Genomic DNA, 15,730 nt, shown 5'->3' with positions numbered 1-15,730 from the left:
CCCTTGGCCTGGCCCACCCTTGGCCTGGTGGAGTCGGGCAACTTCGCAACGGCACTCGCTCGAAGACGGTGTTGACCGACGCGTCGGGGCCGGTGCGGATCGACGTGCCGGTTCCCTGGACCCCGCCGGAGCAGGCAGGACCCGATGGACGATGCGCTGGAAACCCGCGTAGAACGCCTTCGCCATCACCTTCAGCGACCGCTTCCCAGCCGCTGAAACCTACTAACCAAGATCGCCGGAAACGTTAGCGAGACATCCCCAGAGGGGTGCCAGATGCGGATGCCGTGGATCGTGACGCTCCGAGCGTGGCACTGACGAGTGGTGACGTCCCGACGACACTGCAGTGAGTCGTTGTCGGAGATGGCCGCTGCCGTTGAGTTGGTGGCTGTCCGCCAGTGATCAGCGTAGGAGTAGGGCGATTCCGGCCAGCAGGGCCACGGCGGAGACCGCAGCGAGTACGGCGACATGGCGGCCGGCAGACTCGGGTCGAAGATGGCGCAGGGCCAGGGCCAGCGGGCCGATGGGGGCGGGCTTGCGTGCGTTCATGGTTTCTTCCTCTGCGGTGTGGTGAGTTGTGATTTGGCTTGCTGAGCATCGATGGCGTGCTCGCTTACGGCTGGTGGCCTTCCAGTTCGCGCTTGCGGGCGAGCAGGGCCGCACGGTAGGCGCGGGCGCGGATCAGCATCGTGCTCGAAACGACGATCAGGATCAGGCCCAGGCTCCCAGCGGCCAGGACACCGGCGGTGCTCGTGCGGGTGACTGGGATCGCGACCGTGCCGACGGTCGTGAGTGTGCTGAAGATGGCCGCGAGCCAGCCTGTGATCACCCGATCCATCGCGAACAGTGGGCGGCGGACCAGCGCCCAGCCAGCGAAGCCCGCCCAGGTCACGCCAATGAGGATCATCGCAGCGAAGGCGAGCTGGGTCCCCGCCGGCAACGCCTTGGGCTCGGTGGCCCACAACAGGCCAATGGTCGTGGACCCGGCCAGGCCGCCCAGCCCGGCCACGAGGACATTGACGCGGCGCGGCAGTGAGATCGCCTGGGGGGCACCACCGCGCCGGTCACCGTGATCGGCCCTCGCTAGGTGTACGCCGGGAAGCTGCTCGCCGCGATCGACGCTGCTTCCAGCTCGCCCGGCCCGCCGCCGAGGGCTGTCAACACCTGCGCATCGCGTCGGGCGGCCACGGTCACCTGCTGGAGGCGACGGCGGCGGCCACCGCGCGAGCGATGAGCTCGTGGCCCAACGCGTTGGGGTGATCGCCGTCCTCGGCGAGCAGGGCGGTCGGGTCCAGGCCGCCGGCGGCGCCCTTGAAGACGGAGTAGGTGGGCACGTAGAGCGCGGCCGTCTTGGCGGCCGCCTGGCGTAGGGCGTCGTTCACGTACCGGGTGGCGGTGGCCGCCTGCGCCATGCCGGCCTCACCGTACTCGGCAAGGCCGGCGGATCCGTCCTTCACGACGTTCCAGTAGCCGAGCACGACCACTGTGACCGGGCCGTCGTGCAACTCGCGGATCCGGTCGACGCTGGCGGCCACGTTGGTGCCCACTCGCGCCGCGGCGCGTCCGTATGTCGTGCCGTCGCCGTCGCCGTCGAACGCGGCGGCCAGATCGTTCGCGCCCACCATGATCATGACGACGCCTGCATCGCGCAGATCCTCGTCCACGTCGGGGGACTCGACCTGCGCCCGCACATCATCGGAGCTGAGGCCGCCGCGCGCGAGGTTGACGGCCGGGACGGTGGGCATCTGCATGCGGGCGTACAGGTCCGGGAAAGGCACACAGGTGCAGGCCGACCCGGCCGGTACGGAGTCACCCAACGCGACCACCGCACTCGGGACCGGTGGGGCGGGTGGCGGTTCCCCGACGCTGACCGCCGGCGACAGGAGCATGACGATCGCAGCGGCGCGTCGCAGGACGGTGCGGCGTCGCGCCGTTGCTGCCATCACCCCGCCCCGAGCGGCTGGAGGGAGGGTGCGGAGGCGTCGCCGTCGGCGCGCCGCGCCGGGCGCCACCCGGTCGGCAGGAACGCCTCCGCCTTCAGCACGGCCACGGCGATCCGGGGCAGGTCACGAGCTGTCGGGAAGCACAGGTAACGAGGTTGCCATGCCGGCTGGTACTTGGCGTTCGCCCGATACAGCGACTCGATCTGCCAGAACCGGGAGGCCAGTCGCAGCAGCCGGTGCCAGAGCCGCAGGACCGGCCCGGCCCCCAGGCCCTCGGCGCGGGCGAAGACCGAGCGCAGCACGGCGAAGTTCAGCGACAGCCGCCGAACGCCCTGGCCGGGCGCCGCCTCGATGGCGCTGACCACCATGAGTTCCATCACGCCGTTGACCGCCGAGCGGTCGCCGCGCATGAGGTCCAGCGACAGCCCGTCGTCTCCCCACGGTACGAACTGCAGCACGCCACGCAGCCGGGCGTCGCCGTCACGGCAGAGCACGAGCACGCAGTCGTCGTCGTGCGGGTCGCCGATGCGGGACAACGCCATGGAGAATCCGCGCTCCACCGGTCCGTCCCGGAACTGGCGCGCCGCACGTACCGCCTCCGCCAGCGCGGCCGGCGACAGGTCCCGCTGGCGGACGACCTCGCAGGTGTATCCGGCGCGCCTCGCGCGGGCAACCGCCTGGCGCACGCCCCGCATCGCCCGGCCCTCGAGGCTGAACCCGGCCGCGTCCACCACCGCCTCGTCGCCGAGCTCCACCACGTCCATGCCACTTCGGCGGTACGACCGCCCGCCGGACGCGCCGCAGCCGAGCACCGCCGGGGTCCACCCGTGCCGGGCGCTGTCGGCCAGCCACGCGTCGATCGCCTGGGGCCACGCATCGGGGTCGCCGATCGGGTCCCCGGTGGCGAGGCTCACCCCGTTACTGACGCGATACGGCACCGCTGCCCTCCCCGACGGCGCCCACATCAGCAGCTTGTCCCGGCGCAGGGCGAAGTAGCCCAGCGAGTCGGCCGCGCCGTACCGGCGCAGCAGCTCGCGCAGCAGGTGGTCCTGTTCCGCGGTCCGCTCGGCGTCACGCTCGGCGTGGCGCAGCAGCAGCACCGTGGCAGCGCCGACCGCGAGCAGCCCGAACGCGCCGGTGGTGAGGCTCACCGCCTCGGCACCCAGTGGGTGCCGGAATTGCAGCGGGCCGGATATGCCGAGCAGACCGAGCGCGGACTGCTCCGCCCAAAGCCGCACGCCCGGCGCGCCGACCAGGCGATTCGGCCGCAGGGCTATCTCCAGCATGCCGAGTGCGAACCCGGTGCCCGCGAAGCCGGCGAACGCCACCAGCGCCCGCCACGGACTCCGCGGGTCGGCGACCGCCCGGAACTGGCCATGCACCGCGATCAGCATGGCCAGCAGCGCGCCCGAGACCGCCGCCGCGTCAAGATCAAGCCCCTTGACGATGTGCAGGACCACACCGGCGCCAGCCAGGAACACCGCCAACCGCCAGGCGCTGCGCTTGCCCCGCCGCAGCCCCGCGCCCAGGTAGATCAGCAGCACCCCGCTGACCACCGTGGCCGCCCTGGCGGTGAGGACGCCGGTAACCGGCAGGTATTCCGTGAGCGCCTCCAGCCCGCCGCGACGCGGCGGCTGAAGCCAGGTGAGGATGGTGAACACGCCGGCCGCCTGCACCAGCCGGGCCACCCCGGCCCGCGTCAGCGGCGGGCGTGCCCGCCAAGGCTCGTCGACGACTGTCGTGCCCGGGTGCAACGCCATGCGGGTCATCATCGGCCGCCTCGCTGAACATCAGCAGCGTGTGGGCTGTGAGTGACCTGAGGGCTCGCCGTCGGCGTTCAGCGATGCCTCAGCGAACGCCGCGAGTTCTTTCAGCCAACAGGGAGACGATGGGCCAGCCGCAGCCAGGGCGGAAGCATGGAGGGCACGTGGCGCTGACCGGTATTCCGTTGCTCGTCCTGGCAGGGTTGGTCGCCGCCGGGGTGGCCGCCGCGACCGTCGTCGGCTGGCCGCGTTTCGGCCGGCTCCGCATCCCGGTGCGGGTGGTGGGCGTGCTGCTGACCCAGGCCATGGTGCTGTTGACCGTGGGGCTGACGGTCAACCGTTCCGAACAGTTCTACACGAGCTGGCACGACCTGCCGGCTCAGGACACCGCCGGCGGCCGCCACGGCGCCAGTCCGCCGGGCCGGCTGGACCAGTGGGTGCGCCAGCACGACGATCACCCCACCACGCAGCCCTTCGCCTTCCCGTGGCGACCGGCCGGGTGGGCGGACTGGCACCTGGCCGGCCCGCCGACCGTCGCCGTGCCCGCCGACTACCTGCACCACCCCGGCTGGCGGTACCCAGCGGTGCTGGTCCTCAGCAGCGCGGGGGACGGGTGGGGCGATGCCGCCGAGATCGAGGCGGCGCTCTCGGCGGAGGCGGCGGCTGGACCAGCGGTACTGATCTTGGCCCACACCACTCCGGCGGCGTCGGTGCCGGGGCTGGCCATGACGTTGCCCGACGAACTGAGCCGGGACCTGCGCGTCACCGGGCACGGCTGGGCCCTGGTGTCGTCGGCGCAGCAGGAGCCGCTCGCCCGCCAGATGGTGCTGGCCGCGCAGGGCCACTACCCGGCGCTGGCCGTCGTTCCCATCAGCGCGGGGCGCGGCTACACCCCGGTCGCGCCCCCACGGCTACCGGTGGGCGTGACGGTGACCGTGCTCGGCACTCCGGCGAGTACCGCCACCGGCGGCCCGGCCGCCGCGCGCCGTGTGGGCTCCATGGTGCCCTCGGGGGCGACGGCGGACGCGCTCCGGGCGGCGCTGCTGTGGGCGTTCCGGCAGCTGCCCAGCCCGCTCGCCGAGCCCGCGCCGCTGGTGCGGCACCTGCGTACGCCGCACGGCAGGCCCCGCCCGACGCCGGTGCCGAGCCCCGCCCCGACGGGACCCACCGTCGGCATCGTCACCACATCCGCCTAGGAGGGACAAATGGCACCGGACAGCCTCGCGCTCCAGTTGCTCGCCCTCGCGGCGGCCGTCGTCGCCGCCGTCGCGCTGGCAGTGGCCTGGGAGCGTGGCAGCGGATGGCGGCGGGTGGCGTTGCGGGCCGGCACCGCCGGCCTGTGTGTGGCGGCCGCGCTCGCCGCCGCCCTGGTCTGGGTCAACCGCCAGTCCGAGACCTACACCTCGTGGTCCGACCTGACGGGCGCACCGGCGGCTGCGGATGCGCTGGCGACGCCACCGCCGGCCGGCGGCGGAACCGCTGGACGCCTGGTCGAGCTCACCGTCGCAGGCAAGGCCAGCGGCCTCTCGCTGCCGGTGCTGGCGTACCTGCCGGCCGCCTACGACGCGCAGCCCACCGTTCGCTTCCCGGTCATCGAGGCGCTGCACGGCTATCCCGCCTCGCCGACGGGGTGGACGAAAGCGCTGCGCGCGCCCGAGTACCTGGATCAGGAAATCGCCGCCGGCCGGATGGCGCCGACCGTGGTGTTGTTCCCGTACACGACGCCGGACCGCCTGCTGGACACCGAGTGCACCAACCTCAGCCACGGTCCGCAGGCCGAGACGTACCTGACCGTCGACGTGCCGGCCGCCGCCGAGAACCAACTGCATGTGCGGACTGACCGGGGTGGCTGGGGGCTGATCGGCTACTCGGCGGGCGGGTTCTGCGCCACCAACCTGGCCCTGCGCCACCCGACCCGGTATGCGGCGGCGGCCAGCCTCTCCGGCTACGCCACCCCGGGCATCACCGTCGGGGACGGCTCCGAACGCACCCTGAACAACGACCTCTGGCGCCTGCAGCACCTACCGCAGCCCGCGACCGCTCTGTACCTCGGCTGCGCCCGCTCGGACGGCACGGCGATGCGCAACACCGCCACCCTGGCCCGGCTCGCCCACGCACCGATGAACGTCACCACCGGGTACGTCAACGGCGGTGGACACAACGTCGGCACCTGGCTGGCGATGGAGCCACCCGCGTTCGACTGGCTCTCCAGTTGGCTGGCCCGACCCCTGCCGGCGGGCTGACGGTTCACGGCTTGGACGGCCGCCGGACTGTGGCGGCGACTGCGCGTCGCCGCGTTGGACCAGCTCGGCGCGCAAGGGCTGATCAACTGGTCCCGCGCCACCGCCGACGCCGCCTACGTGCGGGCGAAGGGGGGGGTGATTGGTCCCGAGCCCCGTCGATCGGGGCGAGCACGGCAGCGAGATCCACGCCCTGTCCGAGCGTGGCGGGCTTCCGCTGTCGGTCGGCGTGTCGGCGGCGAACACCCACGACAGCCGCTGCCGGGAATCGCTCATCCAGGCCATTCCCGCCGTCAGGTCTCGGCGCGGCCCCCGCCGCCGACGGCCCGACAAGCTGCACGCCGACAAGGGATACGACTACCCGCACCTACGCCGCATGCTGCGCCAGCGTGGCATCCGACCTCGCATCGCCCGCCGGGCATCGAGTCCCCGAATCGCCTCGGCCGACACCGGTGGGCCAGAGCGGACCTTCGCCTGGCTCACCGGCTACCGCCGGCTGACCATCCGCTACGAACGCAACCCCGGCCTGTACTGCGCATTCGTGACTCTCGCCGCCGCACTGACCTGCCACAAGCGCTACCTCAAACTCACCACCTGAGACACGCTCTTACCTGCTCATGACGCGTCGCCGAGGTAGCCGCCTTCATCATCGAGCAGCAGCGGGACGTCACAGACCGACAGGTCAGGGCGAGGCCGCAGGTAGCGGACGCGGTGGCGCCATCGGTGGTGTTCGTATGCGGTGTCGACGTCGACCTCGGCAACGACCGTCGGCTGAACGTGGGGCGTAGGGCAGTGGTTCCGGCCGGTCGAGTTGCCCGGACCAACTCGCGGGAAGTGGCTGCGGCCAGGGGTGGGCGACCGGCCCGGCGGGGCGCTGCGCGTGTGCCGGTGCCAGGAGGTTGCTGAGTTCGCGGCGTTGCGTTGGCCGTAGCGGGTGGGTTCTACCGGTGTAGCGGAGCCGGCCCCGCCGGTCGAGGCGGCCGATCAGCAGGGCGGCCGGATCATTGATCGAGCCGGTGACGCCGCCGATGATCATCTCGATGGTGCGGTAGGTGTGGAACTTCGACCAACCGCGCCGGCCGGGCTGGTACTGGCCGTCGAGGCGTTTGCTGACCACGCCTTCGATGCCGGCGGCGGTCCAGTGCAGCAGCCAGTCGGCAACCTGCCGCATGTCCGCCGTCTGTGGGGTCACGGTGAGCTGCGTCGGCGCGTCGGCGAGCAGCCGGTGCAGCCTGGCCCGTCGCCGGGACAGCGGCAGGTCCAGGATCACCTGACCGCCGGCGTCGGCGAGCAGGTCGAACAGCACGTAGTGGGCGGGACACTCGGATACCAGGCGGGGCAGGTCGCGGCCGGCGGTGACCCGCCGTTGCAGCAGCGAAATCGGTCCGGCCGTGCTCCCAGACACCAACTCGCCGTCGAGCACCACGCCGGGTGGGACAGCGCTGTGGATCGCCCGGACGATGTCTGCTGGCGACGTGGGATATCAAAACCGTCCGAATGCTGGCCTTCGTGGCGCCTGGCGGGTGCTCGCCGAAGAGGTGCGTCGAGGGGTCCGCGACGGCGGGATGCGCCGCTTCTGCTGCATCAGTGACGGCAGCCAGGAGGAGAGCCAGGACCCGATGTTTGTGCTGGAGGCCGGCGCGACCCTGCAGAACGTCATTATCGGCGCGCCTGCCGGTGACGGTGTCCACTGCGAGGGTAACTGCACGATCCGCAACGTCTGGTGGGAGGACGTGGGCGAGGACGCCGCAACCTTCCGCGGCGGCTCGAACTACCACGTCATCGGCGGCGGTGCGCGCCGCGCGTCGGACAAGGTGTTCCAGCACAACGGCAGCGGCACGGTGCACATCTCCGGCTTCTACGCCGAGGACATCGGCAAGCTGTACCGGGCCTGCGGCAACTGTTCGACGTCGTACCAGCGGCACACGGTGACCGACAACGTGACGGTCCGCAACGCCGAGGCGGTCGCCGGCATCAATGTCAACTGGGGCGACACCGCCCGCTTCACGCGGATCACCATCTACGGCAACGCGACGTGTGCCAGAAGTGGGAGGGCGCACCGAAGGGCGAGGAGCCAATGCTCATTTGGCACTGGCGCCGACGGCGTCCACTGCGTCTACCGCGAGTCGGACATCACCCGTCGCTGATCGGTGCTCACGGCGGTGGGCGTCCGGTAGCCCGCAGACGCCCACCGCACCGGGCACCGCGCGCCCGTGGTGACGGTCGGCGCCCGGGTCAAGGGCCTCTGCCCGACCTGCGGTGGGAGGCGAAGCCTCACCGGGTCAGCGCCAGTTCCCGCCCGCCGCGGATGCAAGAACGCCCGTTGCGGTTGATTGCCCACGTGCGGTGCACACAGGAGTTCGATCGGGCGCATCGACCGCCGGGCGGGAATGGCGCGCAGTTCCTGGTGCCGTTGGTCAGCGGGCGCTCACGAGCCGCGCCCGCTCTTCCTCTGAGATCGACACGAATTCGACGGTGGGGTCGGTAGCCATGGTCGTCCCGCTGAGGTTGATCGCGAGCTGCACCTGCATGTGGTGAATGCCGTTCGAGTAGTCGACACCGGTGGGCAGCGCGAGATCGAACGAACTGTCGCCGGCACCGGACCGCGAGTCGATTGTGCCGGCCCTGGCACCTTGCTGGCCCGCGTTGTTGCGCGCCGTGATCATGTACGTGGTACCGAGCACCGCGACAGCGCCGATGGCCGTCATGGCCACGGCCTGATTGTTAGCACTGAGCTTGAACTCGACGGTGAGTTGCGGGTTGACGACGGCCGTAATGGTATCCTTGACGCCGAGCACGGTGTTGGTGATGAAGGTGTAAAGGGCCTCGAGCCCGCCCGCGGCTCCCGTCTTGGCGTCCTCGGTCACGCCCACCGTCACGGAGCCGTCCGCGTATTTTTGCAGCCAGGGATCCGCGGCGAACGCGAAGCTGTACGGCAGCTCGATAGCGAGATTGTCCTGCTGAGGGCCAGCTGGGGTGGAGAAGTTTAGCAGGATGGTCGGGCTTTCTTTACCCCCGAGGAAGTTGCCGATGTGTAGCTGGTCTTTCTGGTCTCTCTCAAAGAGGGTGGCCGGGCCGATCGGCACTGGAGCGTGGTCCTCCTCTCCCTTTCCCGAGGCGTCGAGGAACAGGGGAAGAGCGGTGTTGATCACTGAGGCAACCGATCCGAGGACGCCGTTCCAGTTCACTTTAGTGCTCCATTCTTGGATGTGGTCGTTAGTTGCCGATGGTGGGGGCGTCTTGCGGCGGAGTGTGAAACTCAGCGATTTCCTCCGCAGAGAGGTGGAACATTTCAACTTCAGCCGGGTTGACTGTCGTGCCGGGAGGTGTTGTGGTTGCCGGTATCTGCAGCAAGAGATGTTCCAGACCGTCGCGGAAATCGATTCCCGTCGGTAGTGCGGCGCTCAGCGCAGGGGCGTGGTCGCTGTCGCTGCGCAGGGAGCCCGAGCGCATTCCCGTCCGCGCCGCGGTGTTGCGCACGTGCGCCATGTAGTCGCCGCGCAAGATAGAGGTGTCCCCTCGGGCCGTGATGTCCATGCGCTGGTGCGCCGCCCGCAGCTGAAACTGCAGGCTCAATTGGGGGAGGTTCGCGGTGACGGACTCACCGTCGGCGATGCGTTCCGGGAACTCAAAGACCCAGATCGTCGGGGACGCGTCGTCGTGTGTGGTTCCAACGGTGGCCCAGCCGTTAGCATATCTTTCGAGCCACGGGCTGGCGCTGAACGCCAGAGCGTAGGGCAGCTCAATGTACAGGGCGTTCTGCTCACTGCCGACTGCGGAGCGGAAGGTGAGTGTGATCGCTGGATTGGTGGCCCCGTCGCCGAAATTGCCGATCCATAGCTGATGGCCTCTCCAGAAGGCTGTTGCGGGTCCGAATGGTGTCCCGCTGTTCGATTCAGACTCGCACTCGAAGGGGATTGTGTTGACCAGTAGCGCGAGGCGGCACGAGACGCCGTCCCAGAACATAGGTTCTCCAGATGTTGTGCGCCAGAAATGACACCACCGAGAGTGCCCTAGCAATCATCAGTGGTCAATGCGTAGGCGGCGAACTCAGTTGTCGGGCATCTGTCTGCCCATCTGCCGACACTCAACTCGCCCTGGAGCAGGCCCTCACGCACTTCATTGCCGGGGTCACGATCGTGTTCGGGATCGTCGCGTTGGGCATGACCCCCGCGAGTTGGAGGCCCCCAACTACGCCTCCGGGGTCGGGCAGATGGTCGGAGCGGTGGCATTCGGGGCGGTGTTGTGCGCCGACGGGCCGGTCCGGTCGCTGGTGGAGTTGTCGCTGGTGGGCGCTGGACGCACAGCGGCTGGCGCCTGGCGATGACGCGGCCACGATCACGCTGGGCAGTTGCGAGACATCGTGGGGCGATTGATCGCGGCCGGGCAGTGGCGGCCCGGCGACCTGGAGATCCTGGTCGTGGCCGACGCCGGCTACGACGCGCCCCGACTGGCGTTCCTCCTGCGTGATCGACCCGTGCAGGTCCTGGCTCGAATGCGCTCAGACCGGGTACTACGCCGGGCAGTGCCGCCCCGGCAGCCCGCGACGATCGGCCGACCGCGCAGGCACGGCGGCGAGTTCGTCTTCGGCGATCCCGCCACCTGGAGTGAACCCGACGTCACCACGGTGGCCGACACCCGGCTCTACGGCACGGCGAGGGCCCGAGCCTGGGGCCGGCTGCACCCCCCGGCTGACCCACCGCTCCGCCTGGATCGACTCGGCGAAGGTGCTGCCGGTCATCGAGGCAACCGTCATCCGCTTAGATGTCGAGCACCTGCCCAGCGGCGCGACCCGGAAGCCGGTATGGCTGTGGTGGTCCGGCGTCGACGCCACCAGCGCCGACGTCGACCGGCTCTGGCAGACGTTCCTGCGCCGCTTCGACATCGAGCACACGTTCCGCCTGTTCAAACAGGCCCTCGGCTGGACCTGTCCGAAGATCCGCACCCCACAGGCAGCCGACCGCTGGACTGGGGTGATCCTCGCCGCCTACACGTAGCTCCGCCTGGCCCGCGCCCTGGCCGCCGACCTGCGCCGCCCCTGGGAGAAACCGGCACCACCCGAGCGTCTGTCACCCGCCCGCGTCCGCCGAGGGTTTCGGCACCTCCGCACGAACCTCCCCTGTCCCGCCGGTGCACCGAAACCCTCCCGACCAGGCCCAGGCAGACCGCCCGGCCGCCGCAACAGTCACCCCACCCCGCGCTACGACGTCAATACCGTGACCACAAAGGACGCCAAGCCGCCAGGCACGAGGAAAACGAAGACCACGAATCCCCGCCCCCGCCGCACAGGTTAAAGATCAAGCTAGTCCTCGTCGACCCGCCCCCGTGCTGGCTGCGCGAGGCTCTGACCCTGAGCGCCGAGGCCGCCGACCCCGACGACGAGGACGAGCGGGAGCCGCTGTGACCGCTGGCCGTCGGCGTCGCCGTTCGTCCCAGCCGGGCATATGGTTCAGCGGTTGAGGTAGGCGGCCAGGCCGCCGAGTTCCTCGCTGGCGATGAACACCGACCGGACGTTGACGATGGCTTCCTCGACGTGGGGGGTGCAGCCCCAGGCGGAGTCGCCCCACGCGTCGGCGATCTTCAACTCGGCCGGGGCGGTGCATCCGGAGGTGCCGCCGAGTTGGCAGTGCTCGGGATGCGCGGCGGTGGCGTGCGCGGCGGTCGCGGCGCGCATCCGGGCGGCGAGCTCGGCCGCGGCGGCGGCGCGTTGCTCGGCCTCGGCGCGCAGGTGCCGTTCGGCGCGCACCGCGGTCAACGCGGCCAGCCGTAGTTCCAGCTGCCGAGCGACCAGCGCGGCGAGGTGACCCAGCACGGCGGTCTGGGCGTCGGTGAGCTGCCGTGGGGCGGAGTCGATCGCGGTGACCGTCCCCAGGTGGTGGCCGTCGGCGGTGATGATCGGTGCGGCGGCGTAGAACCGCAGCCCCAGCTCGCCGCGCACCAGGGGGTGCTCCAGGGTGCGCGGGTCGACGGCGGCGTCGTTGATGACGTAGGGGCCCTCGGCGCAGAACGCCGAGGCGCACAGGCCCGGCTCGGTGCCGACCTGCGTCACCCCGTCCAGTCCGTGCGTGGCGGCGAACCACACCCGGTCGGTGTCGACGATGCTGACCGTGGCGATCGGGGTGCCGCACACCGCGGCCGCGGCGGCGGCGAACTCGTCGAACGCCCCGTCGGTCGGGGCGTCGAGGATCTCGTAGCGGCGCACAGCCGCCACCCGGGCCGGATCCCGCAGCGCAGCCACCGGATCAGCCGGCGACGGGTTCGTCGCGGTCGGGTCGGTCGTGGTCGAGTCAGCGGTGGTCGACATCTTGGTGTTCGGTGCCCTTCGGGACTCGTGGGGGTTAGGCGGCGGCGCGGTCGAGGCGGCTGTAGATGGTGCCGTGGGTTACCCCGAGAGTGGCGGTGATCTGGGCGACGGTGAAAGTCTCCGTATTTCCGCACCCCCACCTAAATCAACTACTTAGCGTTGACCCTACTCTGCCAGTCGGGCAGGCCAGCACCTCGACCACTAGCTAGATCAACTTTTTGGCGGCTGGTCGCAAGATCGTTAGCAACGCGCCTAGGGCACCAGCCGCAGCACCGGGCGCTGGTGTGTCAGGCCCCGCAGCTCCTCGGTCCGCGCCACCGTCCAGCCCAGCTCGTGCGCGAGATCCGGCACCGTCAGGTTGGTCTCCTTGGCTGCTCGCCCGGGTACCGGCTTACCGACTCGGTGGCGAATCCGGTGGTGGCGCAGTTCGGCCAGCCGCCGCGGCGTCCCTGGGGGCTCGTCACCCGTCTGCCGCGACACACTCAGTTCCCCCGAGTCATCAGGACGGCGATCCCGGCAGGCGCTGGGCGGTGAGCTGATCGTGTGGGAGAGCGGACGGACGAGGGGTGTCGGTGAGAACCACCACGCCACGGGCTGATCGGTGATTTCACTGGCCGCTCGGGGCGGTCGGCGATCGTTGAGCTGGTCAGATCGGCCGCAGGGCGGCGAAGACCTCGGGCCAGTTCGCCGGCAGACTGTCGAAGATGAATCGCTGGTACAGCGTCATGAGGTGCGTCCCGGCCCTGCTCACCTCGGCGCTGTCCGAGAGTGTGGCCGCAATGCACTGGTCGAGGCAGTCCCAGTCCTCGCGGTCGCGTTCCCGCACGCCAATCGTGGTGAGCGCGGCTTGGACGGCCTCGTCCTCGAAGAATGAGTCGTCCCACGCCGTCGCCGCGCCCATCAGGTACATGAGTTGCGTGCTAGGCGACAGCCGTTCCGCTGCCAGGGTGTCACTGTTGTAGGTGCGATCCTCGTCCTCACCCACGATGCCGGATGTCTCGACCGACGAGTCGACCAGATCCCGCCAGTAGGCGACGTCGTGCGCCCCGTCGGTCTGGAGCATGTGCTTGCTGGCGAACTCTGCCATCCGCGCTTGGTCGTCGATCAGCGGCGAGACTGCGGTGTCCATGCTGTAGTCGAACCCGAAGAACCACCTGCGCCCATCAACCAGCATGGACTCGATGCCGCCTATGCGACCCTCGCGGTCCGCGATCGGTTCGATGTCTTCCACGAGGGTCGAGCGTAGTACAGCAGCGCCATCGCTTTCGGTGACCGCCGGCCGGTCGCGGAGCCTACTGACCGAAGACGCCTGAACTATTGTTGATCTCGGTGGAGGCAGATCGGAGTAGCTCCAGGACGCGATCGCGGTCGGTGCCAGGGGTGAGGGTGACAAGCATGGCGAGATCCTGACAGAGCAGACCGACCGCTGGCCCGCCCCCGGCGTGATCTGAATTGTCGTCCTCAGCATGTGACGGTTCAGGGTTCTACAGCTCCGTGAGGATGCGTCCGCGTTGCTCGGCGTAATCGCGTCGCTGATCAACCGATCTCGGTAGAGGGCGGCCAGTTGATTGAGCCGCTCAGCGATCGGGTTGGGCGGTGGTGTCGGGTCGTCGTGCGGGTGTTTTGCACGGTTGTCGGCGTAGACGCACAGGTAGCGGGCCGGCGCCCGGCGGGCTGGTGGGGCCTGCGTGTCGATGGTGGCCACCAGGTGCCCGAAGCGGATCCGGCGCCGCGTGGCGGGCGGTTCCGGCAGGTCGATGACCGGTATGGCGCGTAAGGCTGGTGCGGCAATGAGTTCGAGGTAGACGCACTGGCGGGCGTACTCCTCCCGGATCGTCGCGACCTCGGCCGCGATGGTGCGGCCCCTGAGCAGCTCCTCTCTGGTCTGGTGGAACTGCGCTTCGAGCCGGTTGGCGCGGCGGACCTCGCGGTGGCGGCCGTTCTCCGAGGCCCGGAGTTTGTCGATGTAGCGTCTGGTCTCCGTCGAAGGCGCTCTTGGAGCCGGGCGAGCTTGCGCTGCAGGACCGGGATGGCCGGCTCGCTCTCGGGCACGTTTCGCTGGCCCGGCTTGCCCGGAGGCCGGCTGACCGGGCCGTCGTACCCGTGGGGCCGCTGGCCGCGGGCGCACTCGTACCAGCCCGCCGCCACCACCCGGATGAGCTGTAGAGGGAGCCGCCCGGCGGCGTCACCGTCGAGCCGGATGACCACGGGCTTGGGCGCTCGCGCGGCGGCCTGACCCACCCAACGTCTCGGGCTGGGCAGGCCGCCCACCCGGCCAGATCACGTACGTGCCGACAAGGCGTACGCCTCACGGAAGAACCGTGCTTACCTGCGGCGGCGGGGGATCCGCTGCACCATCCCGGACAAGGCCGACCAGGCCGGCAACCGCAAGAACCGCGGCTCGCGTGGCGGCCGGCCACCGAAGTTCGACCCGGACTACAAGGCTCGGCACGCGGTCGAGTGCGGCATCAACCGCCTCAAAGGGCACCGAGCCGTGACTACGCGATACGACAAGCTCGCGGCTCGCTACGAGGCGACCGTCCTCGTCGCGGCCATCAACGAGTGGCTGTGAGCAGCATCTTCGCGATTGGCCCGGTGTCCCTTTACTTCTCCGCTTCGAATGCCTGGGCGACGGCCAAGCTGTCCTCGTAGACGTGGTGCCGGGTGACAAGGCCGTCTTCGACGGTGAGATGCAGAGCGAACCGTGCCTGATAGGCACGTCCGGTGGGCCGGGCGGTTTGACGGATTTCGCCGAGCACGACTGCGTCGCTTCCATCGATAAGGATGCGCTCGACCTCAGTCGCCACCAATTCCGGCACGTGGTACTCGGCAAGCTCGCGATAGTGGGCGGCCGCGTCGGCCCGGGTGGACCGGTGACGGATCCACGGCGTGGCAGTACGGCCGTGTTCGGACTCCGGCCAGTCAAGCTTCCAATCGCCCTGCTCGGCATACAGCTCGGCGATGCGCTCGGGGTCGCCCTCGCCAATTCTGCGCAGCAACTCCTCAACCACAGTACGCGTGTCCGTAGGTGCGGCAATGGGCATGGCTGACCTTCCGTCCTGGTCCGCGTCGTCCAACGCGGAGCGATCACCACCGAGACGATTACCTCTGAAGTAAGGCAAGCATATCGACAAGATCCACTTTCGAGGAACCCTCCCGGCACGCACAAGCCGACGCCGCTCAGACTTCCGCCGGAGCTGTCCAGCACGATGTGCGCGCCGCCTAGGTCGCGGCGCGCGCATTTCCGGCGTCGACCAAGTCCGCCGTCGCTGGCACACCGACGTTGACGGCCCCAGCGTCTGGGCCGCCACAGCTCGGCGCTGCACGGTCCGCTACGCCAGCAGCGCCCACCCAGGCAGCGGATCGGTGGGGGAGGTCGAGGGGCAAGGCGCTTGAGGACCAACGTTCGGCAAAGTCACGGGAAGCAAAGATCATGAACCCTCCCGGAGGCGATCTCCGAACTCGCCAGCCCTGCTCGCGCCG

General features: G+C 69.9%; 15 protein-coding genes and 2 pseudogenes. 6 read left to right on the top strand and 11 right to left on the bottom strand.

The genetic code is table 11. The features are described from left to right. Window positions 1–399: 399 nt before the first annotated feature. The 4 genes from E1165_RS28990 to E1165_RS14685 all read right to left on the bottom strand — a co-directional run bounded on the left by E1165_RS28990 (window position 400) and on the right by E1165_RS14685 (window position 3,700). A complete protein-coding gene (locus E1165_RS28990; protein WP_165945223.1) occupies window positions 400–546 on the bottom strand; it encodes a hypothetical protein in 147 nt (48 codons plus the stop codon). A gap of 64 nt (window positions 547–610) precedes the next feature. Then, complete coding sequence (locus tag E1165_RS14695; RefSeq protein ID WP_132391762.1) at window positions 611–1,006, bottom strand: hypothetical protein; 396 nt, start codon at window positions 1,004–1,006, stop codon at window positions 611–613. Between the two features lie 181 nt (window positions 1,007–1,187). Continuing rightward, the gene (locus E1165_RS14690; RefSeq protein ID WP_243704771.1) at window positions 1,188–1,940 is read right to left on the bottom strand and encodes an SGNH/GDSL hydrolase family protein; all 753 of its coding nucleotides are present in this window, start codon (window positions 1,938–1,940) and stop codon (window positions 1,188–1,190) included. Continuing rightward, a complete protein-coding gene (locus E1165_RS14685; protein ID WP_132391760.1) occupies window positions 1,940–3,700 on the bottom strand; it encodes a phosphatidylglycerol lysyltransferase domain-containing protein in 1,761 nt (586 codons plus the stop codon). Before E1165_RS14685 ends, E1165_RS14690 begins: the two co-directional genes overlap by 1 nt. Window positions 3,701–3,867: 167 nt before the next feature. On the opposite strand from E1165_RS14685, the gene E1165_RS14680 reads away from it, so the two are divergent. The 3 genes from E1165_RS14680 to E1165_RS14670 all read left to right on the top strand — a co-directional run bounded on the left by E1165_RS14680 (window position 3,868) and on the right by E1165_RS14670 (window position 6,541). Continuing rightward, the gene (locus tag E1165_RS14680) at window positions 3,868–4,899 is read left to right on the top strand and encodes a hypothetical protein (protein WP_132391758.1); all 1,032 of its coding nucleotides are present in this window, start codon (window positions 3,868–3,870) and stop codon (window positions 4,897–4,899) included. A gap of 9 nt (window positions 4,900–4,908) precedes the next feature. Next, the gene (locus E1165_RS14675) at window positions 4,909–5,946 is read left to right on the top strand and encodes an esterase family protein (protein ID WP_132391756.1); all 1,038 of its coding nucleotides are present in this window, start codon (window positions 4,909–4,911) and stop codon (window positions 5,944–5,946) included. A gap of 139 nt (window positions 5,947–6,085) precedes the next feature. Further along, complete coding sequence (locus E1165_RS14670; RefSeq protein WP_132391754.1) at window positions 6,086–6,541, top strand: transposase; 456 nt, start codon at window positions 6,086–6,088, stop codon at window positions 6,539–6,541. 84 nt (window positions 6,542–6,625) lie between these two features. Here the strand turns inward: E1165_RS14670 and E1165_RS14665 are convergent, their stop codons facing one another. Further along, window positions 6,626–7,366 (bottom strand): hypothetical protein, encoded by a 741-nt coding sequence (locus tag E1165_RS14665; protein WP_371687345.1) that lies wholly within the window; start codon window positions 7,364–7,366, stop codon window positions 6,626–6,628. A gap of 37 nt (window positions 7,367–7,403) precedes the next feature. Between E1165_RS14665 and E1165_RS14660 the strand changes: the two genes are divergently transcribed. Continuing rightward, window positions 7,404–8,090 carry a pectate lyase gene (locus tag E1165_RS14660; RefSeq protein ID WP_243704769.1) on the top strand — a complete coding sequence of 229 codons (687 nt, stop codon included), beginning with the start codon at window positions 7,404–7,406 and terminating at the stop codon, window positions 8,088–8,090. A gap of 270 nt (window positions 8,091–8,360) precedes the next feature. Here the strand turns inward: E1165_RS14660 and E1165_RS14655 are convergent, their stop codons facing one another. Together E1165_RS14655 and E1165_RS14650 are read right to left on the bottom strand one after the other, a co-directional pair. Beyond that, a complete protein-coding gene (locus E1165_RS14655; RefSeq protein ID WP_132391752.1) occupies window positions 8,361–9,131 on the bottom strand; it encodes a hypothetical protein in 771 nt (256 codons plus the stop codon). A 28-nt stretch (window positions 9,132–9,159) separates the two neighbouring features. Next, window positions 9,160–9,909 carry a hypothetical protein gene (locus tag E1165_RS14650; protein WP_132391750.1) on the bottom strand — a complete coding sequence of 250 codons (750 nt, stop codon included), beginning with the start codon at window positions 9,907–9,909 and terminating at the stop codon, window positions 9,160–9,162. 320 nt (window positions 9,910–10,229) lie between these two features. Between E1165_RS14650 and E1165_RS30500 the strand changes: the two are divergent. Continuing rightward, a pseudogene (locus E1165_RS30500) lies at window positions 10,230–11,237 on the top strand (transposase); the annotation flags it as partial. A 155-nt stretch (window positions 11,238–11,392) separates the two neighbouring features. On the opposite strand, the gene E1165_RS14635 reads toward E1165_RS30500, so the two are convergent. The 3 genes from E1165_RS14635 to E1165_RS28985 all read right to left on the bottom strand — a co-directional run bounded on the left by E1165_RS14635 (window position 11,393) and on the right by E1165_RS28985 (window position 13,478). After that, on the bottom strand, window positions 11,393–12,247 hold the full coding sequence (locus E1165_RS14635; protein WP_132391746.1) for a GAF domain-containing protein: 855 nt from the start codon (window positions 12,245–12,247) through the stop codon (window positions 11,393–11,395). 252 nt (window positions 12,248–12,499) lie between these two features. Then, entirely contained in the window at window positions 12,500–12,727 is a 228-nt protein-coding gene (locus E1165_RS14625) for a hypothetical protein (protein WP_132391744.1), read from the bottom strand. Window positions 12,728–12,893: 166 nt separating this feature from the next. Beyond that, entirely contained in the window at window positions 12,894–13,478 is a 585-nt protein-coding gene (locus tag E1165_RS28985; RefSeq protein ID WP_165945222.1) for a hypothetical protein, read from the bottom strand. A 1,026-nt stretch (window positions 13,479–14,504) separates the two neighbouring features. On the opposite strand from E1165_RS28985, the pseudogene E1165_RS14615 reads away from it, so the two are divergent. Next, window positions 14,505–14,819 (top strand): annotated as a pseudogene (locus tag E1165_RS14615) (transposase); the annotation flags it as partial. A 31-nt stretch (window positions 14,820–14,850) separates the two neighbouring features. On the opposite strand, the gene E1165_RS14610 reads toward E1165_RS14615, so the two are convergent. After that, window positions 14,851–15,258, bottom strand: a complete 408-nt coding sequence (locus tag E1165_RS14610) for a nuclear transport factor 2 family protein (RefSeq protein ID WP_243704768.1) — start codon at window positions 15,256–15,258, stop codon at window positions 14,851–14,853. Window positions 15,259–15,730: the final 472 nt, after the last annotated feature.

Origin of the sequence: Micromonospora sp. KC723 (assembly GCF_004348595.1) — a bacterium.
Taxonomy (GTDB): Bacteria; Actinomycetota; Actinomycetes; order Mycobacteriales; family Micromonosporaceae; genus Micromonospora.
Note: the sequence above shows the minus strand (reverse complement) of the source record. Positions and strands in the feature narration are given on the sequence as shown.